At 72.3% G+C, this 24387-nt stretch carries 19 protein-coding genes; 11 read left to right on the forward strand and 8 right to left on the reverse strand.

Annotated features, from left to right (window positions below):
- The first annotated feature begins 60 nt into the window (after nucleotides 1-60).
- Both ACWD5F_RS08370 and ACWD5F_RS08375 read left to right on the forward strand, forming a co-directional pair.
- The gene (locus tag ACWD5F_RS08370; RefSeq protein WP_401722246.1) at nucleotides 61-1014 is read left to right on the forward strand and encodes a sensor histidine kinase; all 954 of its coding nucleotides are present in this window, start codon (nucleotides 61-63) and stop codon (nucleotides 1012-1014) included.
- Nucleotides 1014-1667: a response regulator gene (locus ACWD5F_RS08375; protein WP_401722243.1), complete on the forward strand. Its 654-nt coding sequence runs from the start codon at nucleotides 1014-1016 to the stop codon at nucleotides 1665-1667. The genes ACWD5F_RS08370 and ACWD5F_RS08375 overlap by 1 nt, the downstream gene beginning before the upstream one ends.
- A gap of 12 nt (nucleotides 1668-1679) precedes the next feature.
- Here the strand turns inward: ACWD5F_RS08375 and ACWD5F_RS08380 are convergent, their stop codons facing one another.
- From ACWD5F_RS08380 to ACWD5F_RS08405, 6 genes are all read right to left on the reverse strand, one after another.
- Nucleotides 1680-3662, reverse strand: a complete 1983-nt coding sequence (locus ACWD5F_RS08380; RefSeq protein WP_451252369.1) for a protein kinase domain-containing protein — start codon at nucleotides 3660-3662, stop codon at nucleotides 1680-1682.
- Nucleotides 3663-3777: 115 nt separating this feature from the next.
- The gene (locus tag ACWD5F_RS08385) at nucleotides 3778-5034 is read right to left on the reverse strand and encodes an ABC transporter permease (RefSeq protein WP_451252371.1); all 1257 of its coding nucleotides are present in this window, start codon (nucleotides 5032-5034) and stop codon (nucleotides 3778-3780) included.
- Nucleotides 5031-5771, reverse strand: a complete 741-nt coding sequence (locus tag ACWD5F_RS08390) for an ABC transporter ATP-binding protein (protein WP_401722237.1) — start codon at nucleotides 5769-5771, stop codon at nucleotides 5031-5033. The genes ACWD5F_RS08385 and ACWD5F_RS08390 overlap by 4 nt, the downstream gene beginning before the upstream one ends.
- Nucleotides 5768-7075 carry a peptidoglycan-binding protein gene (locus ACWD5F_RS08395; protein ID WP_451252374.1) on the reverse strand — a complete coding sequence of 436 codons (1308 nt, stop codon included), beginning with the start codon at nucleotides 7073-7075 and terminating at the stop codon, nucleotides 5768-5770. The genes ACWD5F_RS08390 and ACWD5F_RS08395 overlap by 4 nt, the downstream gene beginning before the upstream one ends.
- A gap of 148 nt (nucleotides 7076-7223) precedes the next feature.
- Complete coding sequence (locus ACWD5F_RS08400; protein ID WP_451252376.1) at nucleotides 7224-8186, reverse strand: hypothetical protein; 963 nt, start codon at nucleotides 8184-8186, stop codon at nucleotides 7224-7226.
- A 40-nt stretch (nucleotides 8187-8226) separates the two neighbouring features.
- Nucleotides 8227-8760 (reverse strand): hypothetical protein, encoded by a 534-nt coding sequence (locus ACWD5F_RS08405; protein ID WP_451252378.1) that lies wholly within the window; start codon nucleotides 8758-8760, stop codon nucleotides 8227-8229.
- Between the two features lie 388 nt (nucleotides 8761-9148).
- On the opposite strand from ACWD5F_RS08405, the gene ACWD5F_RS08410 reads away from it, so the two are divergent.
- The 4 genes from ACWD5F_RS08410 to ACWD5F_RS08425 all read left to right on the forward strand — a co-directional run bounded on the left by ACWD5F_RS08410 (nucleotide 9149) and on the right by ACWD5F_RS08425 (nucleotide 16272).
- The gene (locus tag ACWD5F_RS08410) at nucleotides 9149-13246 is read left to right on the forward strand and encodes a golvesin C-terminal-like domain-containing protein (RefSeq protein WP_451252380.1); all 4098 of its coding nucleotides are present in this window, start codon (nucleotides 9149-9151) and stop codon (nucleotides 13244-13246) included.
- Nucleotides 13247-13401: 155 nt separating this feature from the next.
- Nucleotides 13402-13875 (forward strand): hypothetical protein, encoded by a 474-nt coding sequence (locus ACWD5F_RS08415; RefSeq protein ID WP_451252382.1) that lies wholly within the window; start codon nucleotides 13402-13404, stop codon nucleotides 13873-13875.
- A 3-nt stretch (nucleotides 13876-13878) separates the two neighbouring features.
- The gene (gene miaB / locus ACWD5F_RS08420) at nucleotides 13879-15408 is read left to right on the forward strand and encodes a tRNA (N6-isopentenyl adenosine(37)-C2)-methylthiotransferase MiaB (RefSeq protein WP_451252384.1); all 1530 of its coding nucleotides are present in this window, start codon (nucleotides 13879-13881) and stop codon (nucleotides 15406-15408) included.
- A gap of 147 nt (nucleotides 15409-15555) precedes the next feature.
- Nucleotides 15556-16272, forward strand: coding sequence for a class III extradiol dioxygenase subunit B-like domain-containing protein (locus tag ACWD5F_RS08425; protein ID WP_451252386.1), 717 nt, complete (start codon nucleotides 15556-15558; stop codon nucleotides 16270-16272).
- Nucleotides 16273-16762: 490 nt separating this feature from the next.
- On the opposite strand, the gene ACWD5F_RS08430 is transcribed toward ACWD5F_RS08425, so the two are convergent.
- A complete protein-coding gene (locus tag ACWD5F_RS08430) occupies nucleotides 16763-17044 on the reverse strand; it encodes an antitoxin (RefSeq protein ID WP_451252387.1) in 282 nt (93 codons plus the stop codon).
- Nucleotides 17045-17116: 72 nt separating this feature from the next.
- Entirely contained in the window at nucleotides 17117-17437 is a 321-nt protein-coding gene (locus ACWD5F_RS08435) for a hypothetical protein (RefSeq protein WP_401722212.1), read from the reverse strand.
- A gap of 182 nt (nucleotides 17438-17619) precedes the next feature.
- On the opposite strand from ACWD5F_RS08435, the gene miaA reads away from it, so the two are divergent.
- The 5 genes from miaA (at nucleotide 17620) to ACWD5F_RS08460 (ending at nucleotide 24338) form a co-directional block, all read left to right on the forward strand.
- The gene (gene miaA, locus ACWD5F_RS08440; protein ID WP_451252389.1) at nucleotides 17620-18558 is read left to right on the forward strand and encodes a tRNA (adenosine(37)-N6)-dimethylallyltransferase MiaA; all 939 of its coding nucleotides are present in this window, start codon (nucleotides 17620-17622) and stop codon (nucleotides 18556-18558) included.
- Between the two features lie 105 nt (nucleotides 18559-18663).
- Nucleotides 18664-19173, forward strand: a complete 510-nt coding sequence (locus ACWD5F_RS08445) for a hypothetical protein (protein WP_451253160.1) — start codon at nucleotides 18664-18666, stop codon at nucleotides 19171-19173.
- Nucleotides 19174-19293: 120 nt separating this feature from the next.
- A complete protein-coding gene (gene dapF / locus ACWD5F_RS08450; protein ID WP_451252391.1) occupies nucleotides 19294-20169 on the forward strand; it encodes a diaminopimelate epimerase in 876 nt (291 codons plus the stop codon).
- Nucleotides 20170-20466: 297 nt separating this feature from the next.
- A complete protein-coding gene (locus tag ACWD5F_RS08455; protein WP_401722204.1) occupies nucleotides 20467-22569 on the forward strand; it encodes a RelA/SpoT family protein in 2103 nt (700 codons plus the stop codon).
- A gap of 236 nt (nucleotides 22570-22805) precedes the next feature.
- Entirely contained in the window at nucleotides 22806-24338 is a 1533-nt protein-coding gene (locus ACWD5F_RS08460; protein ID WP_451252394.1) for a M1 family metallopeptidase, read from the forward strand.
- Nucleotides 24339-24387 lie beyond the last annotated feature (49 nt).

Here is a 24387-nt window from a genome sequence, read left to right on the forward strand (position 1 = left end):
CGGGAGAGGCTGGTCGCTTCGGGGTCCGACGCCAGGAGAAGGGCAGGGAGAGGGAGCACCGTGTCCTTGTTCTGGCGGATCTTCTCGTTCAACGCGGCCGGGCTGGTGCTGGCCGCCGCCCTGCTGCTGGGACCCGTCACCGTGTCGACCCCGGTCGCGCCCGCCGAGGCGCTGGTCGTCGTCGTGGGCCTCGCCCTGCTGCTGGTCGGCAACGCGATCGTGCTGCGCCTCGGGCTCGCGCCGCTGCGCCGGCTGGGGAGCGCCATGGCCACCGCCGATCTGCTGCGGCCCGGCGCCCGCGCGGTCGTCGCCGGTCCCGCGGAGGCGGCCGAGCTGATCCGGACGTACAACACGATGCTCGACCGGCTGGAGGGCGAGCGCGCCGCGGGTGCGGGGCGGGCGCTGTCCGCTCAGGAGCGGGAGCGGCACCGGATCGCCCGCGAACTGCACGACGAGGTCGGGCAGACGCTGACCGCCGTGCTGCTGCAACTGAAGCGGGTCGCCGACCGCGCTCCGGAGGGACTGAGGCAGGACGTGGAGCAGGCTCAGGAGGCCACGCGGGCGGGACTCGACGAGATCCGCCGTATCGCCCGGCGGCTGCGGCCGGGGGTGCTGGAGGAGCTCGGGCTGTCCAGCGCGCTGCGGTCGCTCGCCGCCGAGTTCACCACCCACGGACTCACCGTGCGCCATGACGTATCCGGCGAACTGCCGCCGCTGACCGAGGAGTCGGAGCTCGTGGTCTACCGCGTGGCCCAGGAAGGGCTCACCAACACCGCACGGCACGCGTCCGCCGACCGCGCCGAGGTCCGCCTCCGCGCCGTCGCCGACGGTCTCGAACTCCTCGTACGGGACAACGGCAAAGGCATCGGTACGGCGGTGGACGGGGCCGGCATCAGCGGGATGCGGGAGCGGGCGCTGCTGATCGGCGCCCGGTTCTCGCTCGCGCCCGCTCCCGGCAAGGGCACGGACGTGCGCCTGCTCATTCCGGTCGCCGTCGCCGAGGGAGGCCGCTGATGGCACTCCCCGCGCGCGTGCTGCTCGCCGACGACCACGCGCTCGTACGGCAGGGGGTGCGGCTCATCCTCGACGGCGAGCCGGATCTGACGGTGGTCGCCGAGGCCGGTGACGGTGCCGAGGCGGTCGAGCGGGCCCGGGCCGGTGACATCGACCTCGCGGTCCTCGACATCGCCATGCCCCGCATGACCGGGCTCCAGGCGGCCCGCGAGCTGTCCCGCCGGCTGCCCGACCTGCGGATCCTGATCCTCACGATGTACGACAACGAGCAGTACTTCTTCGAGGCCCTCAAGGCCGGGGCCAGCGGTTACGTCCTCAAGTCCGTCGCCGACCGCGACCTGGTCGCGGCCTGCCGGGCGGCCGTACGCGACGAGCCCTTCGTCTATCCGGGTGCCGAACGGGCCCTCGTCCGCTCCTACGTCGACCGCCTCCACCGCGGCGACGACCTGCCCACGCGGGCCGTCACCGAGCGCGAGGAGGAGATCCTCAAGCTCGTCGCCGAGGGCCACACCTCCAAGGAGATCGGCGAACTCCTCTTCATCAGCACGAAGACGGTCGAACGCCATCGCGCCAATCTGCTGCAGAAGTTGGGGCTGCGGGACCGGCTGGAACTCACGCGTTACGCGATCCGAGTCGGGCTGATCGATCCCTGAAGTCGCAGGGTTCTAGGCCGCGTTGCGCCAGACCTTCACGTCCAGGACGGCGTACGTCGTCCCGGAGGAGGAGCGGTACGTCACCAGGCCCACGTGTCCCGTGCCGCTGATCACGCACATCTGCTGACCGACCGTCAGATCCTTCACCCAGACGTAACTCCGGTAGCCCGTCGCTCCCTTGCACGCGTCCAGGCTGCCCGGCCGGCTCGTCGGCAGCAGGGCCAGGGAGCTGCCCGAGTCGGTGCCGGGGGCCAGGACCGCGCCGGAGGAGTAGACCGCGTAGGTCAGGTCCTCGTCGGAGGTACCGGTGTCCGCCTTGGACCGTACCGGGGTGTCGGCCAGGTAGATGTCGTGGCTCTTGGTCATCTGGATTCCGGTGTACGTCACCGGGAGGGGTGCCGTCGGCGCGGTGGGCTTGCTGGACGCGGCGGTCGGGGTGGCCGCGATCACGCTCCGCGTGGGCGTCGGGGGGCCCGAAGGGCTGGGCGGCAGCGCCGACTTGGCGGCCTTCGGCTTCTTCGACGCGGAGGTGGAGGGCGACGGGGAGGGGGAGTTCGGGGACGAGTCGGCGGTGGGTGCGGCGGACCGGGACGCGGCCACGTCCTGGGTGCGGCCCTCGGCCTTGTCGCCGGGGGCGAGCAGGAGGGCCGCACCGGCTCCGGAGGCTACGAGGGCCACGGCGGCTGCGGCCAGGATCCAGGTTCGCTTGCCGCGCTTCCTGCCGTCCGTGGCGTCCGCGGCGTTCGTACCGACCGAGGAGGTGTGTGCGGTGGACGGGTTCTGGACCTGGGGTTGCTGCCAGGCGGGTGGGGCTTGGCCCAGGAGGACGGGGTCCGGGAGGGAGGCAGGGACGGGGGCTGAGGAGTAGGCGGGTGACGGGGTGGCCGCGGCCGGGGTGGCGGGGCCGTACGGCGTGGGGATCGGGGGGCCGAAGGCGCCGGGAGGGGGCGGCGGGCCGTAGCCGGTCGGTGTGGGTGTGGGTGTGGGTGCGGGTGTGGCGGGGCCGTACGCCTCAGGTGTCGGGTCCGTGGCATGGGGCGTGCCCGACGTGCCCGGCGTCGGTCCCGTGCGGGGCACGCGGGTCGCGTCCTCGGTCCGGGCCGCTATGCCCGCGGCCAGTTCGCCGGGGAGCCAGGCGCCGGACGCGTGGTGGGCCTCGTCGCCGCGGTGGGTCTGGAGGGTCTGGACGGTGCGGATGACCTCCTCGACGGAGGGGCGTTCGGCGGCGGGCTTGCGCAGACAGGCGGCCACCAAGTCCCGTATCTCGTCCGGTACTTGGCTGAGGTCGGGCTCCTCGTGCACCACCCGGTACAGCACCGCGTGCGGGTCTCCGGTGCCGAAGGCGGCGCCGCCCGTCGCCGCGAAGACCGCGGTCTGGCCCAGTGCGAACACGTCGGCCGAGGCGGTGGCCTCCGCGCCGAGCACCTGCTCCGGGGCCATGTAGGCGACGGTGCCGAGGGCTGTGCCGCTCTGGGTGACCGAGGTGGCGTCCGCGGCGCGTGCGATGCCGAAGTCGATGACGCGGGGGCCGTCGGCGGCGAGCAGGACGTTCGACGGCTTGAGGTCGCGGTGCACGATGCCCTCGCGGTGCACGGCCTGCAAGGCCTCCGCGACACCGGCGATCAGCCGCAGCACGGTGTCGACGGGCAGCGGGCCGTGCTCGCGCACCGCGTCCTCGAGGGACGGGCCCGGTACGTACGCGGTCGCGCACCACGGCACGGGTCCCTCGGTGTCGCTGTCCACGACCGGGGCCGTGTAGAGGCCGTGCACGCGGCCGGCCGCCGCCACCTCGGCGCGGAACCGCCTGCGGAACTCGGGGTTCTCGGCCAGCTCCGGCCGGATCACCTTGACCGCGACGGCGCGCCCGCCCGGCGTGTGCGACAGGTAGACCCGCCCCATGCCGCCGGAACCGAGCCGTGCCGTCAGCCGATAGCCGCCCACGACCCGCGGATCGCCGTCCTCCAGCGGCCGCGGACCGCCCCCACCGTTGCCCAACACACTCACTCCACCCCGAGACCACTCTGTGGTGGCCCATTGCATCACGGGCCCCTGTGGGACCGTGGGGCACTTCCGGCTCGGCGCACCCAACACCGGTCCCGCAAGGGCGCGTTCACCGGCGCAGCGCCGCCAGCGGCTCGATACGGGCGGCCCGCAGCGCCGGGTACAGCCCCGCGAGCAGGCCGGTGACCGTGCCGACGAGCGGGGCCGGGAGCACCGCGGCGGGTTGCAGTACGGCCGTCCAGTCGCGGAGCACCGCCGTGCCGAGCACCGTGGCGACCCCCAGACAGGTGCCGACCAGTCCGCCGAGGGTGCCCAGGACCGTCGACTCGGAGAGGAACTGCGCGGTGATGTGCCGGGGGCGTGCGCCCAGCGCCCGGCGCAGTCCGATCTCGGCGGTGCGTTCCAGCACCGCGACCAAGGTCGTGTTGGCGATGCCGAACGCGCCGACGACCAGGCAGATGACCGCGAGTCCGAGGAACAGTCCGGACAGGTCCGTGCCGACCTGGTCCCGCAGGCTGTGCGGGTCGGGCGGCGGGGTGGCCTTGAGCAGCTCGGGGCGGTCCGGGCGCAACGCGAGCGGTGCCTGGCGGGCGACCAGCCGGGCGGCGCCGGGGCGGGTCCTGATCAGCGCCTGGGCCGCCGTGTCGACGGGCGGTCCGTACTCCCGCAGCGCCGTGGTGGAGGGGATGACCACGCCCAGCAGGGTCTGCGGCAGCCGCTCGGTGTCCGAGACGATGCCCACGACCGTGTAGGAGAGGCCGTCGACGAAGACGGCGGGGGCGCCGTCCAGCCGGCTGATGCCCAGCAGCCGGGCGGCCGAGACGCCGAGCAGGCACACCCGCTCGCCGCGGGACTGGTGGAAGGCGTCGTAGAGCGTGCCGGTGGCCAGGGCGGGCCGCATCGCGTCGAGGGCGCCGGGCGACGCGGCGTACACCCCGATGCCGTCGCCGTCGGTCCCGGCGCCCGCGCTCGTGACGTCCGGTCGTGCCGAGACGACCGGGGAGCGGACCGGGACCGCCCACCAGACCCCGCCCGCCACCACGCCGTTGAGCCGTCGCAGGCGGGCGTCCGCGTCGGCCGGGAAACTGGTGGCCGGGCCGCTGCCGGAGGCCGCGTCGTCCACCGTCACGGTGGTCTCCGCCAGCAGGCTGAAGGACTTGCCGATCTGCCCGGTCGCGGTGGACGTCAGCCCCAGTACCGCCACGAAGGCCCACACCCCGAGGACCGTGCCCAGCATGGTCAGGGTCGACCGGCCCGGACGCTGGACCAGCCCGGTCAACGCCTCGGCCAGCAGATCACGCACGTGCAGCCGGGTCGGGGCGGCAGGGGCGGGGGTGCGGGCGCGGCCCGGCAGAAGGACGCTCACTCGGCACCGGGCCCTTCGCGGGTGACGGTGTCGTCCTGGTCGGAGGTCAGGAGGCGGCCGTCGAGGATGGTGACCCGGCGGTGGGCGCGGGCGGCCACCGTGGGGTCGTGGGTGATGACGACGACGGTGACGCCCGCGGTGTTGAGCCGCCCGAGCAGGTCCATCACGGTGGCGGCCGTGGCCGAGTCGAGGTTGCCGGTCGGCTCGTCGCACAGCAGCAGCTCCGGCTCGTTGACCAGCGCCCGGGCGATGGCCACCCGCTGCCGCTCACCGCCGGACAGCGTGGTCGGCAGGGCGTGCAGCCGGTGCCCCAGACCCACCCGCTCCAGAGCGTCGGCGGCGGCGCGGGTGCGGTCGGCGGCGCGCCGGGTGACGTAGAGCTGGGCGAGGGCGACGTTCTCGAGGGCCGTGCGGTAGGGCAGGAGGTGGAACTCCTGGAACACGAAGCCGATACGGCGGCCGCGCAGGGCGGTGCGTTCTCCCTCGGACAGTCGTGCCACGTCCACACCGGCGAGCGTGAAGCTGCCCGAGGTGGGCCGGTCCAGGAGGCCGAGCAGGTTCAGGAGGGTGGACTTCCCCGAGCCCGACGGCCCGACCACGGTCAGATAGTCCCCGGCCCGCACGGTCAGGTCGGCCGGGTGCAGCGCCTCGACGGGAGGAGAGCCCGGGTACGTCTTCGCGCAGTCCGTCAGCCGCAGCACCACGGGCGGCTCCCCGGTGACGACGGGTGCGGTCATTTTCCGACCACGACCCGCTCGCCCGCCGCCAGTCGCGCGCCGACCGGCGTGACCTGCACCATGCCGTCCGCGGACACTCCGGCCGTCACCCGCACGGTGTGCCGGGTGCCGGCCGCGCCGACGACCGTGATCGACGTGTGCGTGTCGGCGCCGGCCGTGACCGCGGCCTCCGGCACCGCGAGCACCGCCTTCGCGGTCGCCGCGGCGGTCACCGTGATCCGTACGTCCTGGCCGCCGAGGGCCGTGCTCCAGGTCTTGTCGGGCTTCACGGTCAGGGGCCGGTAGGCCCCGCCCCCGGCGCTGCCGGTGCTGTCCGCCGCCTCGGTGCCGTCCTTGCCGTCGCCCGGGGTGACGAGGGCGCCGACCGACTCGACCGTGCCCCGCGCCCGGGTGCCGGTGGCCTCGGACAGGACGGACACCTTCATCCCGGGGGTGACGAGGCCCGCCTGCGCCGGGTCCAGCTGCCCGGTGAGCGTCAGGCCGCCGCGGGCGAGCGTGAGCAGCGGGCCCTTGACCGGATCGCCGACGTGCACCGGCACGGACACCACGCGGGCGGGCAGCGAGGGCACGAACACCACCTCCGAGGCGGGCACCATGGCGTGCGCGACGGACGAGGTGCCCTCGTCGACGGGGGCGGCTCCGGCTCCGGTGCCGGTATCGGTATTGGTATCGGCGGGGGAGGGGGATGCGTCCGTGCCGGTGCCGGTCGTGGCCGCCGTGCCGGTCGTCTCCGCGTCGTGGGTCACGGGGACCGGGTAGCCGAGGTGCCGGTAGAGGGCGCGCACCGCCTGTTCGGTGCCGGTGCCGAAGACGCCCTCGGTGTCCGCGCCGGCGCCGTAGCCGAGCGAGGCGAGCGCGTGCTGCAACTGCCTTACGTCCCCGCCCTGTTCGCCGTAGACCAGATCGCGGTAGGCGGGCACGGCGCCGGGCAGGGCGAACACCGGGCGGCCGGAGTACGCGGCGAGCGCGGTGGCGGCGCGCACCTGGTCGCCGACCCGGGTGAACACGCCCGTCACGACCAACTGCGCGGGTCTGGAGGGGGCTTCGGTCTCGGCCACCGACGTCGGCTGGGCGGAGACCGTCCGCCCGTTGGCGAAGGTGCCGCGCAGCACCACGGTCGAGCGCAGGACCTGGCGCACCACCGGCGCGGTGATCACGCTCGGCGGCGGCGGGCGGGTGTCGGCCGCCGCCTGGGAGGGCGACCGCACCAGCCCGGATCCCGCGAGGCCGCCGACCGACACTAGCCCGGCCGTGGCCGCGACACCCACGATGGCCCGGCGCCTTCGGGATATGGGCGATCCCATGGAGGGTGAATTACCTTTCGTTTGGTGATAGCGCTTACTGCTGTTTTGCGGACTCCGACGCTCAAGTGATGAATTGCATGGCAAATGCGTCACCGATCAACGAGCAGTTCCGCCCGTAAACAGTGCACAAAGTGATTGCAAGGTCGGTTTATTTACGCCCGAGCACCGTCGTGGCCGCCTTTACCTCGCTTGCGATCTGTTGTTTGAGCTGGGTCAGCGGCAGCTGGTTCTGTTCGATCTGCCGGCGCTGGAGTGCGGACTCCACGGTGAACCAGGTCTTGACCAGGCCGGTGCTGCGCTTGCAGGCGATGTCGGCGAGCGCCGTGGTGATGTCGGCCCGGGTGGCCTGGCCGTGGTCGGTGTCCGGCGTGAGCTTCGCGGCGTTCAGCGGGTTGTCCACGGTGTAGCCCTTCGCCTTCATGCACCGCGACCAGGCGTCGACCGCGGCCAGCACCCGAGGGTCGCTCTGCGACCGGCGCAGGCTCTCGTAGTCCAGCCTGCTCGGCAGGCTCGCGTCGATCCGCGGCCCGATCCTGCGGGTCGCCTCCCCGACGCACCCGTCCTCGGGGATCGTCTTCCCACCCGCCTTGGCCGGAGCCTTCGCCGCTCCCCGGGCGATGGCCAGCCGGCCGGTGAGCACGGCCGTCTCCGCCGAGGTGAGCCTCTGCGCGGGCGGCGGCGTCTGCTCCGAGTCGCCGAGGAAGTAGCCGAACCGGGAGGCCAGGTCCTGGTCCGTGATGCCGTAGCGCCGCGTCATGTTGGAGTCGTCGCTGCTCGGCGGCGGGGTCAGGCCCCGGACCGGCGCGGTGTAGTCGTAGCCGTACCGCTTCATGCACAGCGCGGCCAGCCGGTCGACGGCCTGCTGGACGACCACCGTGTCCGCGTACGGCTCCATGTAGCTCTCCATCGGCAGCACCAGGCCCTTGGCGAGACCCGACGCGGGCACCGCCGCGGGCCAGGCGGGAGCGCCGCTCCCCGAGGGGGCGGCACCCCCCGCCACCGACGCGCCGGACCCGCCGTGCGGGGAACAGCCGACCAGGGCGAGCACCCCGCCCGTCACGACGGCCACCAGGGCCGTCCCGGGCCGTACGGCCCACCAAGTGCGTGTCATCTCTCCCCCGTCACGCCGACTCGTCCGGTCGCGTCCGCCGTCAGGACCAGTGCTCCGAGGCGTCCTCGTTCTTCAGCGTGGAGTCGAAGTTGAAGTCCCCGTCGCAGTACACGTCGTTGCCGAAGTACTGGGAGTGGCCGGTGTAGCCGGAGCTGTAGTAGATCCGGTAGCTGTCCGGACCGCAGGGGTCCGCTGAGGCCGCGTTGTTCTTGATCGCCTGGGCCGCGCCGGGGCGGTTGCCCAGCGTGCTGAAGACGAAGACGTAGATGCCGTTGCCGTCCAGGCCGCCGGAGAAGTCGTAGATGTCGCCGTACATGTCGGCGATGGCCCCGGGGGCCGGCTTGTTGCCGCTGTCGGGTGACGAGTTGTAGTTGATGAAGAGGTCCGCTTCGCAGTCGTCGTCGTAGCCCCGGGAGTCGCGGGAGGTGCACGGCGAGGACGTGTACTTGGCGGTGACCGCGTGGGCGTCGCCGGCCGCCGCGAACGTGGTGACGCCCGTGCAGGAGACGACGGCGAGGGCCGTCGCGACCGCCTGTCTGTTGACGCGGCGGACCGCGGAAAGAGCACTGACCATGAGGGGCACTTCTTCCATTTCATCCGTTGCCCGAAGGCAGGGTGGAAAGGTGGATCGTGCATCGGTTTCGCGCCGCCAGAGAGTTTCACGGCCGTGCATCAAGAGTCAACAGATTTCGACCGACCGTTCTGTGGCTCTCTGATGGCGGCCCTTTCATCACGGGGCGCACCCAGTAAGTGATTTGCGGGAACTTTACGTCGGGTTTAGAACCCCCGAACCAGGCAGCGCTTACCGTGCATTCCGAGCGCCGTGGGGGATGGGGCGCGCTCAGGGGGAACGGGGACATCGGGGCCGTGCGTCCACGTCTGCCCGCACCAGGGGTCCCGTCCCTCGCCCGCGGTCGCGGAGTACGTACAGACACCTGCGCTTGTGGACCTTGGAGAACCCTTTGAGGCTCAGACCTGGAGCACGTACGTCCATCGCGCTGACGGCCGCCCTGCTGGCGGTCGGCGGCCTGACCCAGACCGGACCGGCCTGGGCCGCGCCACCCGTTTCGACGAGTACGACCGCCACCGGCACCCAGGACACGGCGGGCACGACCCAGGACTCCGCGGCCACCGGAACCGGGGATCCGAAGCCGCCGCGGCAGGACCAGTCCGCCGAGGTGCTCTCCCCGGACAGCGTGCTGCCGAAGACCTGGAAGACCTCCGCCGACCGCGCGGTCACGGTGGCCGGCGACGGATCCGGCCTGCACCTGCTCGCCGCCGCGAGCCGTGACGCCTACCAGTGGCGGACGGTCGCCACGCTCTCCGAACCCGGCTTCGGCACCGACCTGTGGATCGGCAACGCCTGTGTGACCGGCTCAGGGAAACGCGCGGTGGTCGTCTACGCGCCCCGCGCCTTCACCAACGACCCGCAGCTGATGGAACGCGGCGGCTTCGCGGCCGTCGTCGACCTGACCAGCGGCAAGGTGACCAAACTCGCGGACACGGTGACGCTGGCGTACTTCGACCCGGGATGCGGCACGGGGGAGACCGCCGTCCTCACCCAGGTCGGCGACGACAAGACCGACCGGACCCGGCTGCTGACCGTCGACACCGTCACCGGCAAGGTCACCCACCGGCAGACCGAGAGTGCCCAGGTCACCTCCGCGGTGCCGACCGGGGACACCATCGTCGGCGCGGCGGCCGGCCGCCTGATCCGCTTCGACCGGACGAACCGTGCCACCGAACTCGCCCGCACCTCGGGACCCGCCTTCGACCTCCGCGTCGACAGCGCCGGTGGCGTCAACTTCCTTGACCAGCAGGGAGACAGGGCCCGCGCCCGCCGTACCGCGGACGGGAAGACCACCACGTACGCCCAGGGCCCCTCGGGCAACGTGGGCCTGCGCTCCGGCACCACCGGCCGGGTGTTCCTCACCGGCACGGCCACCGCGACCGCGTCCCTGCCCGGCGCCGTGCGGCAGTTGAAGGTCGGGGCGGACGCGACCGTCTCCTCCACCGGCGCGCTCGCCGTCGACCAGGCGGTGGCCCAGAGCCTGCGCAGCCATGTCAGCCAGCCGTTGGCGGCCACCGCGTGGAACACCCCCGCACCGGTCCAGCTGACGACCGAGGTGCCGTCGACCGGCAAGAAGATCTCCTTCACCGTCGGCGCGGCGGCCACCGGCCCCAAGGCCACGGGGAAGAAGACCTCGCCGGCACTGACGACTTCGGGCGCCGCGAGCACCAAGTCCTCGTCGGCATCGGTCGGTTCGGGTGCCGGGTCCGGTGTCGCGACCACGAAGGCCACCGAACTCTCCGCCGCCGCGGCGACCGTCGCCGGTGATCCGAACTCCACCGTCGACAACGACCGCACCTGCTCCCAGCCCCGCAACGACCCGGCCCAGCAGGCCTACCAGCCGACCCCCAACCAGGTCGAGTGGGCCGTCGACATGGCCGTCCGCGGTGACCTGACCAGCACCTACGTCCGCCAGGGCGGCTGGCGCACGGCCGACGGACTCGGCACGGTGAACCCGCAGGGCATGTTCCCGCTGCCCGGCCTGACCGGCAGCACCGGACGCATCCCGGCCCAGGTGCTCCTCGGTGTGCTCGCCCAGGAGTCCAACCTCTGGCAGGCCGAGGGCGGCGCCCTGCCCGGTCAGACCAGCTCCACCCTCGCGAGCACCAACGGCTTCTACGGCCACCCGAGCACCCCGGCCACCCCCGAGGACCACTGGCTGATCGACTGGTCCAAGACCGACTGCGGCTACGGCATCGGCCAGCAGACCGACGGCATGAAGACCGGCTCCGTGGACGAACTGCCGGCCGCCCAGCAGAAGGCCATCGCGCTCGACTACACCTCCAACATCGCCGTCGCCGCGCGGACGCTCGAGACGAAGTGGAACGAGCTGCACGACACCGGCATCACCCCCGGCGGCATCAAGCTCAACACGGACGACCCCGCGGGCGTGGAGAACTGGTTCGCCGCCCTGTGGGACTACAACTCCGGCCTCAACTACTACGTCCCGGCCACACCGTCCGCCAACTGGGGCCTGGGCTGGCTGAACAACCCGTCCAACCCGATCTACCCGCCGGACCGGCACGCCTTCCTCGACGCGAACACCTACGCCGACGCGGGCCACCCGCAGGACTGGCCCTACGAGGAGAAGGTGCTGGGCTGGGGCGCCTGGCCCATCGACACCGGCCGCGCCTACGCCGACAGCGGCGCCGTCAACAACAGCAACACCGCCGGTTACTCGGCCGCCTGGTGGAGCAGCGACGCCGACCGCTCCAGCGTCAAGCCGGGACTCGACACCTTCTGCTCCCCGCTCGTGAACGACTGCGACCCGGCGAACCCGCCGCGCTGCGAGGTCGACCACCTGGGCGAGACCTGCGATCCGCCGCACTGGTACCACGCCAACCAGACCACCTGGAAGGTCGGTTGCCCCACAAGTTGCGGCCACGAGTACCTGACCTACCAGACCCTCAAGGTCGAACTGGGCAACGGCAACAACGGCACCGGGCACATGTGCGACAACTCGCCGCCGTCCGGGTCCGTGGTCGTGGACGACGTACCGACGTCCATCCCCACCATGACCGACGGCTGTGCCAAGTCGGGCTGGAGCAACGGGGGTTCCTTCTCCTTCAGCGCCTTCGACGCCGATGCGCAGAGCCACTACGAGGCCAAGGGCGACCTGCACCAGATCGGCGGCGGCTTCGGCGACCACTTCTGGTACGCCCACAGCCGCAACCTCGACACCGGCGCGGACAACCAGTACAGCTACGACCTCTCGCAGCCCCCTGACGTCTCCGGACCCATGGCGGTCACCGGCACGTGGAAGCTGAGCCGGCAACTGGACGGCTGGACCCGGGTCCTGGTCCATCTGCCCGACACCGGATCGCAGACGCAGGACGCCGTCTACACCGTGCACCCGGGCGCCGGAACGGCCGAGAACCGCATCCTGAACGTGCATGCGCAGACCAACTCCTGGGTCAGCCTGGGGGTGTTCGACTTCGCCTCGTCGTCCAGCGCCTACCAGGGGGTCTCCCTCAGCAACTTCGCTCCCGACGGCACCGCGGACGAGGACGTCGCGTGGGACTCGGTGGCCTTCCAGCACCTGTCGGCGAAGCCCAAGGACTTCGTGGTGCAGATGGGCGACTCGTACTCCTCGGGCACCGGCGCCGGGTCCTACGACTACGGCACGGCCACCGGCCCGTACGCCTCCATCGCCACCCAGTCCTCTCCCGGACACACCTGGAACGCCTGCCTGCGCAGCGCCAACTCCTGGGGCCGCAAGGCGGATCTGCCCGGTACCTCGACCTCGATCGGGGCCCGTGCCGACGCCCTCGACACCACGCTCGACTACCACTCGGTGGCGTGCAGCGGCGCCTACTCCTACGACATGGACACCGCCCTCGACACCAACGGCAGCGGAGGGCCCGGCACGCTCGGGCAGTACGGCGAGGTGTCCCAGCTGGACTCCGGGTTCCTCGATCCGAACACCACGCTCGTCGCGCTCACCATCACCGGCAACGACGCCAACTTCGGCGGCATCGCCGGCGCCTGCGGCGACCTCACCCAGGGGTGCCCGTCGAACTCGACGGTCCAGCAGAACCTGACCTACGCGTCCGGGAAGATCCCCCCGCTCCTGGCGGACATCCACGCCAAGGCCCCCAACGCGAAGATCATCCTGCTCGGCTATCCACAGCTCTTCGACACCGGCAGCCTCACCTGCATCAGCGTCATGACGGCGGGCGCGCAGGCCCAACTCAACCAGTGGGCCGACGACATGCAGGCCAAGGAGCAGGCCGCCGCCGACCAGGCGAAGGCGGCGGGAGTCCCGGTGACGTTCTACTCACCCGACGACGAGTTCAGTGGCTACCGCATGTGCGACTCCCCGTCGGGCATCAACGACCTGGTGGCCGGACCCGCGTCCGACAACCCGGCCGACTTCTCCTGCCCGGGCAGCCCGATCTGCCCCGGGATGGAGAGCTACCATCCCACCTCGACGGGCACGACCCGCTACGCCCTGGCGTTCCAGAACGCCATGACAGCGGCCAAGTACTGACCCGGCGTGCCGGCCCGCGGAGTGGTGACCTCCACACCTCGCGGGCCGGCACTCCGGCCCGACTCCCACCCCACCGGTCCGCTCCGGCCCGACTCCCACCCCGCCGATCCGCTCCGGCCCTCATCCCGCCGCTCCGCATCGGCACGGAGAACCCCATGAACCCCGGTGCTGTTCTTCCGCCCCGGCGCACGGCCTACCGGACCGTGGCCGTCTGCGGCACCCTCGTCCTGGCGATCGCCGTCATCGCGTTCGTCTGGGTCCTGGTGTCCTGGCCGCACTCCCCGCCCGCCGGCACCACGACCAGCACCCAGGCGCGCGAGCGCATGAAGCAGGACGCCTGGCGCTACGCCGACGCCCTCGCCGTGGCCCGCCGCACCGCACCCCTCACCCCGACGACCCTGCCCACCCCGGCCAACCTGTCCGTGGGCACCCCGACGGTCACCACCCGGCACGGCACCACGGTCGTGACGTTCTCCACGCACGCGTCCTACGGCAGCCCGGACGCCCGCACGCCGGTGACAGCCTGCTACCGGGCCACGCTGACCTCGGCGAGCAAGGCTCCGGCGGTCGCGGAAGTGGCCGGTGCCACCTGCCGCGCTCAACCCGTTCCGACGAGCACCTACCCTTGAGGAATGACCAGCAGCAGCGACCGGAGCCCGGCAGTGGACGAGCGTTCATCCAAAACGTATGAAGTGCGCACTTATGGGTGCCAGATGAACGTCCATGACTCCGAGCGATTGTCCGGGCTCCTGGAGGACGCCGGTTACGTCCGCGCCCCCGAGGGATCGGACGGGGACGCCGATGTGGTCGTCTTCAACACCTGCGCCGTGCGGGAGAACGCCGACAACCGGCTCTACGGCAACCTCGGCCGGCTCGCGCCGCGGAAGGTCTCGCGGCCCGGGATGCAGATCGCGGTCGGCGGCTGTCTGGCGCAGAAGGACCGCGACACCATCGTGAAGCGGGCCCCCTGGGTGGACGTCGTCTTCGGCACGCACAACATCGGCAAGCTGCCGGTCCTGCTGGAACGCGCGCGCGTGCAGGAGGAGGCGCAGGTCGAGATCGCCGAGTCCCTGGAGGCGTTCCCCTCGACGCTGCCGACCCGGCGCGAGAGCGCGTACGCGGCGTGGGTGTCGATCTCCGTCGGCTGCAACAACACGTGCACGTTCTGCATCGTCCCGGCCCTGCGCGGCAAGGAGAAGGACCGCCGCACCGGCGACATCCTCGCCGAGATCGAGGCCCTGGTCGACGAGGGCGTCTCCGAGATCACGCTGCTCGGCCAGAACGTCAACGCGTACGGCTCCGACATCGGCGACCGCGAGGCCTTCAGCAAGCTGCTGCGGGCCTGCGGGAAGATCGACGGCCTGGAGCGCGTCCGCTTCACGTCTCCCCACCCGCGTGACTTCACCGACGACGTCATCGCCGCCATGGCCGAGACGCCGAACGTGATGCCGCAGCTGCACATGCCGATGCAGTCCGGCTCGGACACGGTCCTGAAGGCGATGCGCCGCTCGTACCGCCAGGAGCGCTACCTGGGGATCATCGAGAAGGTCCGCGCCTCGATCCCGCACGCGGCGATCACCACCGACATCATCGTGGGCTTCCCCGGCGAGACCGAGGAGGACTTCGAGCAGACCCTGCACGCGGTCCGCGAGGCGCGGTTCGCGCAGGCGTTCACCTTCCAGTACTCCAAGCGGCCCGGCACCCCCGCCGCCACCATGGAGAACCAGGTCCCCAAGGAGGTCGTCCAGGCGCGCTACGAGCGTCTCGTCGCCCTTCAGGAGGAGATCTCCTGGGACGAGAACAAGAAGCAGGTCGGCCGCACCCTGGAGCTGATGGTCGCCGAGGGCGAGGGCCGCAAGGACGGCGCCACCCACCGCCTCTCCGGCCGCGCCCCCGACAACCGTCTCGTCCACTTCACCAAGCCGGACGCCGACGTCCGCCCCGGCGACGTCGTCACGGTCGAGATCACCTACGCCGCCCCGCACCACCTCCTCGCCGAGGGCCCCACCCTCGACGTGCGCCGCACGCGCGCGGGCGACGCATGGGAGAAGCGCAACGCCGAGGAGTCTGCGAAGCCGACGGGCGTCATGCTGGGCCTGCCGAAGATCGGCGCCCCCGAGCCCCTGCCGGTGGCCACGGGGAGCGGCTGCGGCTGCGACTGACCTCACGGCCGTCGGCATGATGGCCACCGGCGTCACCGGCGTCACCGGCGTCACCGGCGTGACCGACTCCACCGACGTGCTCGTCAGTCACCGACGTGCTCGTCGAGGACTGACGCCCGCCCGCCCCGCGGGGTTACGCTGCCGATCATGCTTGTAGCCGCCGTAGTCTGTCCCTGCCCGCCGCTCCTGGTGCCCGAGGTCGCCGCCGGTGCCGCCTCCGAACTGGACGTCGCGCGCGCCGCGTGCACGGACGCGCTCGGGGTGCTGGCCGCCGCCCGGCCCGACCGGCTCGTGGTCCTCGGTCCCGCCGAGCAGAGCGGGCGCGGTACGCATCCCGCGGGCACGCCGGGGTCCTTCCGGGGATTCGGCGTCGAGGTCGACGTACGGCTGGGCGAGCGGGGGCCGGATCTCCCGTCCGAGCGACGGTTGCCGCCCTCGCTCGCCGTCGCCGCGTGGCTGTTGGAGCGGACCGGGTGGTCCGATGCCCCGATCGAGGGACTCGGCGTGGGGGAACCTCTCGCCGCCGAGCGGTGTATCCAAGTCGGAAGGGACCTCGCGACCCGTGCCGAGCGGGTGGCGCTGCTGGTGATGGGCGACGCCAGCGCGTGCCGCACGCTCAAGGCGCCCGGTTACTTCGACGAGCGGGCGGCGCCGTTCGACGCGGAGGTCGCACGGGCGCTGGGCACGGCGGACGTGGCGGCCGTCAAGGCACTGGACAGCGAGCTGGCGTACGAACTGAAGGCCTCGGGCCGCGCCCCCTGGCAGGTCCTCGCGGGCGCGGCGGAAAACGCGGAGCTGACCGGCACGCTGCTGTACGAGGACGCCCCGTACGGGGTGGGGTACGTGGTCGCGACCTGGTCTTGAGACGGGCCGTCGAGGCGGGCCTCGCGGGTCCTGGGGTGGGTCTAGGGGGCGGGTCCAGGGGCGGGCTGATCGGGAGCCGGCCACGGCGGTCCCGGCCGGCAGCTCGGAGACGGTAGTTCCGAGACGGAGGGCGGGTCTCGGGGCGGGCTGTCCGGGAGCTGGCCACGGCGGTTCCGGCCACGACGGTCCCGGCCGGCAGCTCCGTGACGGCAGCTCCGAGACGGAGGGCGGGTCTAGGGGCGGGGTGTCCGGCAGCCGGCCACGGCGGTTCCGGGCACGGCAGCTGCGAGACGGTAGTTCCGAGACGGAGGACGGGTTTAGGGGCGGACTGTCCGGGAGCCGGCCACGACAGTCCCGGCCACGGCAGCTCCGACAGAGCAGCTCCGGGACGGCAGCTCCGACAGAGCAGCTCCGGACACGGCAGTTCCGGACATGGCGAACGGCCGGGAGGCCCTTGGCCCCGCGGCCGTCCGTCGATGTGTCGTGCCGGTCAGGTGGTCGGCGGGGGCGGAGTCTCCGGCGGCGGTGTCGTGCCGCCGCTCGGGGGCGTGCCCGCCGGGTCGTCCTTGTGGGCGAGCCGGTCCATGGCGCCCTTGGCCTTGCCCGTCCCCGTCTGGATCCGGTCGCTGTACTTGCCCTTGGTCTTCTCGTCGACGGCCTTCGCGGCCTTGTCGATACCGGTCGAGATCTTGCCCCCGTGCTGCTGCGCGAGGTCCGAGACCTTGTCCTTGGCCGGAGAGAGCTTGGCCTTCAAATTGTCCAGGAGACCCATGGTCCACCTTCCGTGTGTCCCGGCCCCGTACGCCCGCCGGGTACCCCGTCGGCGCACGCGTATGCCGGGCGGCTACGTGCGGGCGCCCTCGCCGGCCTCACTGTCGGCCGTCGCCTCGGCGGACTGCTGCTTGGGGATCTCGACGCCCTCGCCGGAGCCGGCCTCGGAGCCCGCCTGCTCGGCCGGGGTCTCCGCCTGCGCCGCCGTCGGCTCGACCTCGGCCGCACCCGCGTCCTCGGACGGGACCTCGGACGCCTCGGCCGACCCCTTCGCCGCTGCCGCCTGCTCCGCCGCCGACTCCGAGCACGCCGTCAGCGCGCCGTCCTGAGCCTCGGCGGTCGACGCCTCCTCCGTGGCCTTCGACCTCCGGAGAAGTCGTGCGAAAACACCCATATCCACTCCATACGTTACTCGTGCGGGCGAAATCCCGCGTCGTCCGGTGCGCCCGTTCGCGTCACCCGCCCCGCCGCCTCCTGCGAACCGGCGGCGAGGACCTCGACCGGGCAACGACCCCGTCCCGTCACCGTCACGTAACTCGTTCGAGGAGTGGTCGCCGGGTTTGCGAGACTGGTCCGGTGAGCACCGCACCCCCCGCCCCCCGAGTCATCGCCGTCGTCGGACCCACCGCGGCGGGAAAGTCCGATCTGGGCGTCTTCCTCGCCCGGCAACTCGGGGGCGAGGTCGTCAACGCCGACTCCATGCAGCTCTACCGGGGGATGGACATCGGCACCGCCAAGCTGACGCCCGAGGAACGCGACGGCGTCCCGCACCACCTCCTGGACATCTGGGACGTCACCGTCACGGCCTCCGTCGCCGAGTACCAGCGGCTCGCCCGCGAGCGGATCGACGCCCTGCTCGCCGAGAACCGCTGGCCGATCCTCGTCGGCGGCTCGGGCCTGTACGTCCGCGGGGCCGTCGACAACCTCGAGTTCCCCGGCACCGACCCCGAGGTGCGAGCCCGCCTCGAGGAGGAGCTCACCCTGCGCGGCTCGGGCGCGCTGCACGCCCGCCTCGCCGCCGCCGACCCCGAGGCCGCGCACGCGATCCTCCCCAGCAACGGCCGCCGTATCGTCCGGGCACTCGAAGTGATCGAGATCACCGGCCGGCCCTTCACCGCCAACCTCCCCGGCCACGACTCGGTCTACGACACCGTCCAGATCGGCGTCGACGTGGCCCGCCCCGAACTCGACGAGCGCATCGCCCGCCGCGTCGACCGGATGTGGGACGCGGGGCTCGTGGCGGAGGTGCGCGCGCTGGAGGCGCAGGGCCTGCGTGAGGGGCGTACGGCCTCGCGCGCGCTGGGCTACCAGCAGGTCCTGGCCGCGCTCACGGGAGAGTGCACCCTCGACGAGGCGCGCACCGAGACCGTCCGTGCCACCAAGCGCTTCGCGCGCCGTCAGGATTCATGGTTCAGGCGCGATCCACGGGTGCACTGGTTGAGTGGGGCCGCGGCGGATCTCACAGAACTTCCGCACCTCGCACTGGCGTTGGTCGAACGACCGGTCACAGCCTGATCACGTCATGGCATCGGGACGCTCCGGCCGTCATCGCGGCCTCCGGTGCCGTGCCATCATCGAGCTTCGATCGACCTAGTTCCTAAGTTGGGAGGGCGCGTGGCGATGGAGGCCGGCCCTCGCGACACCGCACACGGCACCGAGCCCCTGACCGCTGAGAACAGTGGGCCGGAGCTGGAACTGGACGAGGACCGTCTGAGCCCCGACGGGCCCGACGACACCCAGGGCGGAGTGACCGCGGACGGTCCCGAGCCCGAGGAGATGTTCGCGAGCGGCCCCGAGGTCGAGGTCGAACTGCGCCCGCAGCGCCGACTGCGCATCTGGCAGCTCGCCCCCATCGTCGCCCTGGCCGCGGTCGGCTCCCTGATGTTCGCCTTCCCGCTCGCCTTCGACTTCGGCGACAGCGGCGCCGTGATCGCCATGCTGGGCCTGCTGATCTGCTCCTGCGCGGCCGGCTGGGGCATGATGGCCGCCCGCCGCGTCGGCTACACCGGGCCCGGCCTGCCGCAGCGCGGTTCCGGCTCCCGGCCGGACTGGCGGGTCGTGCTGGCGTACGTCGTGGTCGTGGCCGCGGTGGTCGTGCTGGCGGTATGGCGCGTGGCGCGGCTCCGCTGAAGGGCCTTTCGGGCTTTTGAGGGGCGCGGGGCTGCTGTACCGATGTGCGGCACCGCAGTGCGGGCGCGACCAGCTCCCACCGGCCCGCAGTCGAAACGCGACACCCTTTACGATCGAAGAATGAGCACCCGCGCGCGGATCCCCTTCCTCAAGGGCCACGGCACCGAGAACGACTTCGTCATCGTCCCGGACCCCGAGAACACCCTCGACCTGCCGGCGGCGACCGTCGCCGCCCTGTGCGACCGCCGTGCGGGCATCGGCGGTGACGGGCTGCTGCACGTGGTCCGGTCCGCCGCGCACCCCGAGGCTCGGGAGATGGCGGCCGAGGCGGAGTGGTTCATGGACTACCGCAACGGCGACGGCTCGATCGCGGAGATGTGCGGCAACGGCGTACGGGTCTTCGCGCGCTACCTCCTGCGCGCCGGACACATCGGCGAGGGCGACCTCGCGGTGGCCACGCGCGGGGGCGTGAAGGCCGTGCACATCGCCAAGGACGGTGACGTCACCGTCGGCATGGGCCGGGCACGCCTCCCCGAGGGGGACGTCACGGTGAGCGTCGGTGAGCGCAGCTGGCCCGCGCGGAACGTGAACATGGGCAACCCGCACGCGGTGGCCTTCGTCGACGACCTCGCGCACGCGGGCGACCTGTACTCCCCGCCGCCGGTCGGCCCGGCCGCCGCCTACCCGGACGGGGTCAACGTGGAGTTCGTCGTCGACCGCGGCCCCGGCCACGTGGCGCTGCGCGTGCACGAGCGCGGGGCCGGCGAGACCCGCTCGTGCGGCACGGGCGCGTGCGCGGTCGCCGTGGCCGCCGCGCGCAGGGACGGCGCCGATCCCGCCGTCACCGGCGCCCCGGCGACGTACACCGTGGATGTGCCCGGCGGAACGCTGGTGATCACCGAACGGACGGACGGCGAGATCGAGATGACCGGCCCGGCGGTGATCGTCGCCGAAGGCGAGATCGATGCCGAGTGGCTGGAAAAGGCCGCCAGTTGAGCTGTGTGATGGCTTGGCATCCGAGGCGCGCACGCGTGCGTGGTGCATGAGTTGTCACCCGGGGAGCGGTCGTGGGTTCGAAAGCACGGCCGACCGCTTTCCGCGTGGCGCGAAACCGTAAACCTACAAACCTTCGCTCGAATGGGTGATCCGTTTCACGCTCGACGAGAGGCGGTCAGTCGCACGTGGTGGGCTCGGTAGCATCAAGCACCGGCCCGGACGGGGAGTGTTGCCGCTCCCTGAGCCGTGTCCGCCCTGGGGCACCCCGTCCGCCGGTCCACGCAGCCGGAGGTGCCCATGAGTGCGGAGGCCACGAACCCCGCGACCCCAGGTCCGATGACCGGGTCCGCGGCTCGCTGGCGGGCGCGGATCGATCTGCGCCGGCTGGGCCGGGCGGCCCTGCTCGGCCCCACGGCCCGTGACCGGCTGCCCGACGCCATCGGCCACGTCGCCGAGGCCCACCGCGCCCACTACTCCGACGCCGACCTCGAACCCCTGCGCCGCGCCTACGTGTTGGCCGAGTCCTCGCACCGCGGCCAGATGCGCAAGAGCGGCGAGCCGTACATCACGCACCCCCTCGCCGTGACCCTGATCCTGGCCGAACTCGGCGCCGAGACCACGACCTTGACGGCCTCTCTGCTCCACGACACCGTCGAGGACACCGACGTGACGCTGGACCAGGTCGGCGAGGAGTTCGGCGCCGAGGTCCGCTATCTCGTCGACGGCGTCACGAAGTTGGAGAAGGTCGACTACGGCGCCGCCGCCGAGCCGGAGACCTTCCGCAAGATGCTCGTCGCCGCCGGCAGCGACGTACGCGTGATGTCGATCAAACTCGCCGACCGGCTGCACAACATGCGCACCCTCGGCGTGATGCGCCCCGAGAAGCAGGCGCGCATCGCCAAGGTGACCCGCGACGTCCTCATCCCGCTCGCCGAACGGCTCGGTGTCCAGGCGCTCAAGACCGAGCTGGAGGACCTGGTCTTCCAGATCATCCATCCCGAGGAGTACGAGCACACACGGGAGTTGATCGTCGACAACGCCTCCCGCGCGGACGATCCGCTGGCCGAGATGGCCGAGGAGATGCGCGTGGTGCTGCGCGACGCCGACATCCCGGCCGAAGTCCTCATCCGGCCACGGCACTTCGTCTCCGTCCACCGCGTCGCCCGCAAACGCGGCGAGCTGCGCGGCGCCGACTTCGGGCGGCTGCTCGTGCTCGTGAACGAGGACGCGGACTGTTACGCGGTCCTGGGCGAGCTGCACACCTGTATGACGCCCGTCGTCTCGGAGTTCAAGGACTTCATCGCCGTACCGAAGTTCAACCTGTACCAGTCGCTGCACACCGCGGTGGCCCGCGGGGACGGCCAGGTCGTCGAAGTCCTCATCCGCACCCCCCAGATGCACAAGGTCGCCGAGGCCGGCGTCGTCGCGCTCGGCAACCCGTACGCCCCCGCGCCCGAGGACCCCGCCGACGGCGAGCGCGTCGACCCCACCCGGCCCGGCTGGCTCTCCCGTCTCCTCGACTGGCAGGAGGCGGCGCCCGACCCCGACACCTTCTGGTCGACCCTGCGCGAGGACCTCGCCCAGGACCGCGAGATCACCGTCTACCGCCCCGACGGCGGCACCCTGGGCCTGCCCGACGGCGCCACCTGCGTCGACGCCGCCTACGCGCAGTACGGCGAGGACGCGCACGCGTGCATCGGCGCCCGCGTCAACGGCCGCCTGGCGACGCTCAGCACGGCCCTGCGCGACGGGGACACCGTCCAGCTCCTCATGGGACAGGACCCCGCCTCCGAGCCCTCCAGGGAGTGGCTGGAGCACGCGCACACGCCCGCCGCCCGGATCGCCATCCAGCGCTGGATCACGACGCACCCCTCGCAGGACGCCGCCGAGGAGGCCGAGGGCCCCGCCGTCACGCAGCGGCCCACCGCCGAGGCGCCGACCACCCGCCCCGCCACCGATCACGTCACCGTCGACCAGCCCGGCGCGACCGTGCGCCTCGCCGGCTGCTGCACGCCCGTGCCGCCCGACGACGTGACCGGCTTCGCCGTGCGCGGGGGCGTGGTGACCGTGCACCGCGTGGAGTGCGCCGGGGTGGCGCGGATGAAGACCGCGGGGCGCCCGGAGGTCGGCGTGCGCTGGGGCGACACCGCCGAGTGCCGGGTCACCCTGGTCGCCGAATCGTTCGTCCGGCCCCACCTGCTGGCCGACCTCACCGAGGCCATGGCCCTCGAAGGCGCGGAGATCGTCTCCGCGACGGTCGAACCCCCGACACAGCAGCAGGTGCGCCACACGTACACCGTCCAACTCCCGGACGCGGCCCACCTTCCGGCCCTGATGCGGGCCATGCGGAACGTGCCCGGGGTGTACGACGTGAGCAGGGCGCAGACGGCGGGGCTGTGAAGGACGGGGCTCCGAAAGACGGGGCTCCGAAGGCCGGACTCTGGAGGCCGGACACTGGAGGCGAGCTCGCCTCCGCAGCGGTCCCTCGGCCTCCTCGACGGCGTCCCGCGAGGGGCGTGCGCGATAGCTGACGCGCCGGTGTGTCACGCCATGCACCCCCGCCCGACCTACCCGTTCGGGTGGGCCGAACGCGCGCCGTCGCCGCAGCGCACGCGCGCGCTGGTAGGTCGTGGTGCATGCTGCTCACCCCCCGCGTCCGGGCGGCCCGCCCCCAGGCCGCCGCCCCGCACACCGCAGGCCCCCGCACGAGGAGCCCCCGCCGCCTGAAGGCGACCGCGCTGCTCGCCTCCGCCGTCTCCGTCTGCCTCCTCGCCGCGAGCGCCCCGGCGGCCCCGCTGGGCGTCGGCGACCGCCTCTTCCCGTACCTCGGCAACCCCGGGTACGACGTGGCGTCGTACGACCTCTCCTTCACCTATCCGGGCTCCAACAGCAAGCCCCTCCAGGCGGTCACGACGATCGACGCCTGGACGACGACCAACCTGGACCGCCTCAACCTCGACTTCGCGCACGGCAAGGTCGAGTCGGTCGACGTCGACGGCGAGCCGGCGTCGTACACCAAGGCGGGTGACGACCTCGTGGTCACGCCGCGGGAGCCGCTGACCGAGGGGAGTTGGACGCGGATCACCGTGCGGCACACCAGCGACCCGGTGCCCGCCGACGGGCAGGACGGCGGCTGGGTGCGCACCAAGGACGGGCTCGCGATGGCCAACCAGGCAGATGCCGCGCACCTGGTGTTCCCGTGCAACGACCACCCCTCCGACAAGGCGATGTTCACCATCAGGGTCACCGCCCCGAACGGCTACACCGCCGTCGCCAACGGCCTCCCCGCGGGCGTGGACCGCGTCGGCAGGGCGACCACCTGGACGTACCGCACCCAGCACCCCATGGCCACCGAGCTCGCCCAGGTCTCCATCGGCCGCTCCAGCGTGGTGCACCGCGACGGGCCCAACGGGCTGCCGGTGCGCGATGTCGTGCCCACCAAGGACCGCGCGGCGCTCGAACCGTGGCTCGCCAAGACGCCCGACCAGATCGCCTGGATGGAGAGCAAGGTCGGCCCGTACCCCTTCGAGACGTACGGCGTGCTCATGGCGGAGGCCACCACGGGCTTCGAGTTGGAAACTCAAACCCTCTCCCTCTTTGAGAAGGACCTCTTCACCGAGCCCGCCTACCCGAAGTGGTACGTCGAGTCGATCATGGTCCACGAGCTGTCCCACCAGTGGTTCGGCGACAGCGTCAGCCCGCGCGCGTGGTCCGACCTGTGGCTCAACGAGGGACACGCCACGTGGTACGAGGCGCTGTACGCGCAGGAGAAGGCCGGCCGGTCGATGGAGGCGCGGATGAAGGCCGCGTACGGCGCCTCGGACCGCTGGCGCGCCGCCGGGGGACCGCCCGCCCGGCCCAAGGCGCCCCAGCCCGGCCAGAAGATCAGCATCTTCCGCCCCAACGTCTACGACGGCGCCGCGCTCGCCCTCTACGCCCTGCGCGAGGAGATCGGCCGCTCCGACTTCGAGCGCCTGGAACGCACCTGGCTCGAACTCCACCGCGACGGCACCGCGACGACCGCCGACTTCGAACAGCTGGCCGCCGAGATCTCCGGCCGCGACCTCGGTGACTTCTTCAAGGGCTGGCTGTACGGCGAGAAGACCCCGCCGATGCCCGGTCACCCGGACTGGAAGGCCGTCGAGCCGGTGAAGAAGGCCGGGAAATAGGCGACTGAGGCCGGTAAGGAAGGCGCTGAGGCTGGGAAATAAGTCGGTG

This window comes from Streptomyces sp. NPDC002499 (genome assembly GCF_053595415.1).

Coding starts and splice junctions, on each gene's coding strand:
- ACWD5F_RS08375 (WP_401722243.1), top strand. CDS start 1,014: ATGGCACTCCCCGCGCGCGTGCTGCTCGCCGACGACCACGCGCTCGTA.
- ACWD5F_RS08390 (WP_401722237.1), bottom strand. CDS start 5,771: ATGACCGCACCCGTCGTCACCGGGGAGCCGCCCGTGGTGCTGCGGCTG.
- ACWD5F_RS08395 (WP_451252374.1), bottom strand. CDS start 7,075: ATGGGATCGCCCATATCCCGAAGGCGCCGGGCCATCGTGGGTGTCGCG.
- ACWD5F_RS08400 (WP_451252376.1), bottom strand. CDS start 8,186: ATGACACGCACTTGGTGGGCCGTACGGCCCGGGACGGCCCTGGTGGCC.
- ACWD5F_RS08405 (WP_451252378.1), bottom strand. CDS start 8,760: ATGGTCAGTGCTCTTTCCGCGGTCCGCCGCGTCAACAGACAGGCGGTC.
- ACWD5F_RS08415 (WP_451252382.1), top strand. CDS start 13,402: ATGAACCCCGGTGCTGTTCTTCCGCCCCGGCGCACGGCCTACCGGACC.
- miaB (WP_451252384.1), top strand. CDS start 13,879: ATGACCAGCAGCAGCGACCGGAGCCCGGCAGTGGACGAGCGTTCATCC.
- ACWD5F_RS08425 (WP_451252386.1), top strand. CDS start 15,556: ATGCTTGTAGCCGCCGTAGTCTGTCCCTGCCCGCCGCTCCTGGTGCCC.
- ACWD5F_RS08430 (WP_451252387.1), bottom strand. CDS start 17,044: ATGGGTCTCCTGGACAATTTGAAGGCCAAGCTCTCTCCGGCCAAGGAC.
- ACWD5F_RS08435 (WP_401722212.1), bottom strand. CDS start 17,437: ATGGGTGTTTTCGCACGACTTCTCCGGAGGTCGAAGGCCACGGAGGAG.
- ACWD5F_RS08445 (WP_451253160.1), top strand. CDS start 18,664: ATGGAGGCCGGCCCTCGCGACACCGCACACGGCACCGAGCCCCTGACC.
- dapF (WP_451252391.1), top strand. CDS start 19,294: ATGAGCACCCGCGCGCGGATCCCCTTCCTCAAGGGCCACGGCACCGAG.
- ACWD5F_RS08455 (WP_401722204.1), top strand. CDS start 20,467: ATGAGTGCGGAGGCCACGAACCCCGCGACCCCAGGTCCGATGACCGGG.
- ACWD5F_RS08460 (WP_451252394.1), top strand. CDS start 22,806: ATGCTGCTCACCCCCCGCGTCCGGGCGGCCCGCCCCCAGGCCGCCGCC.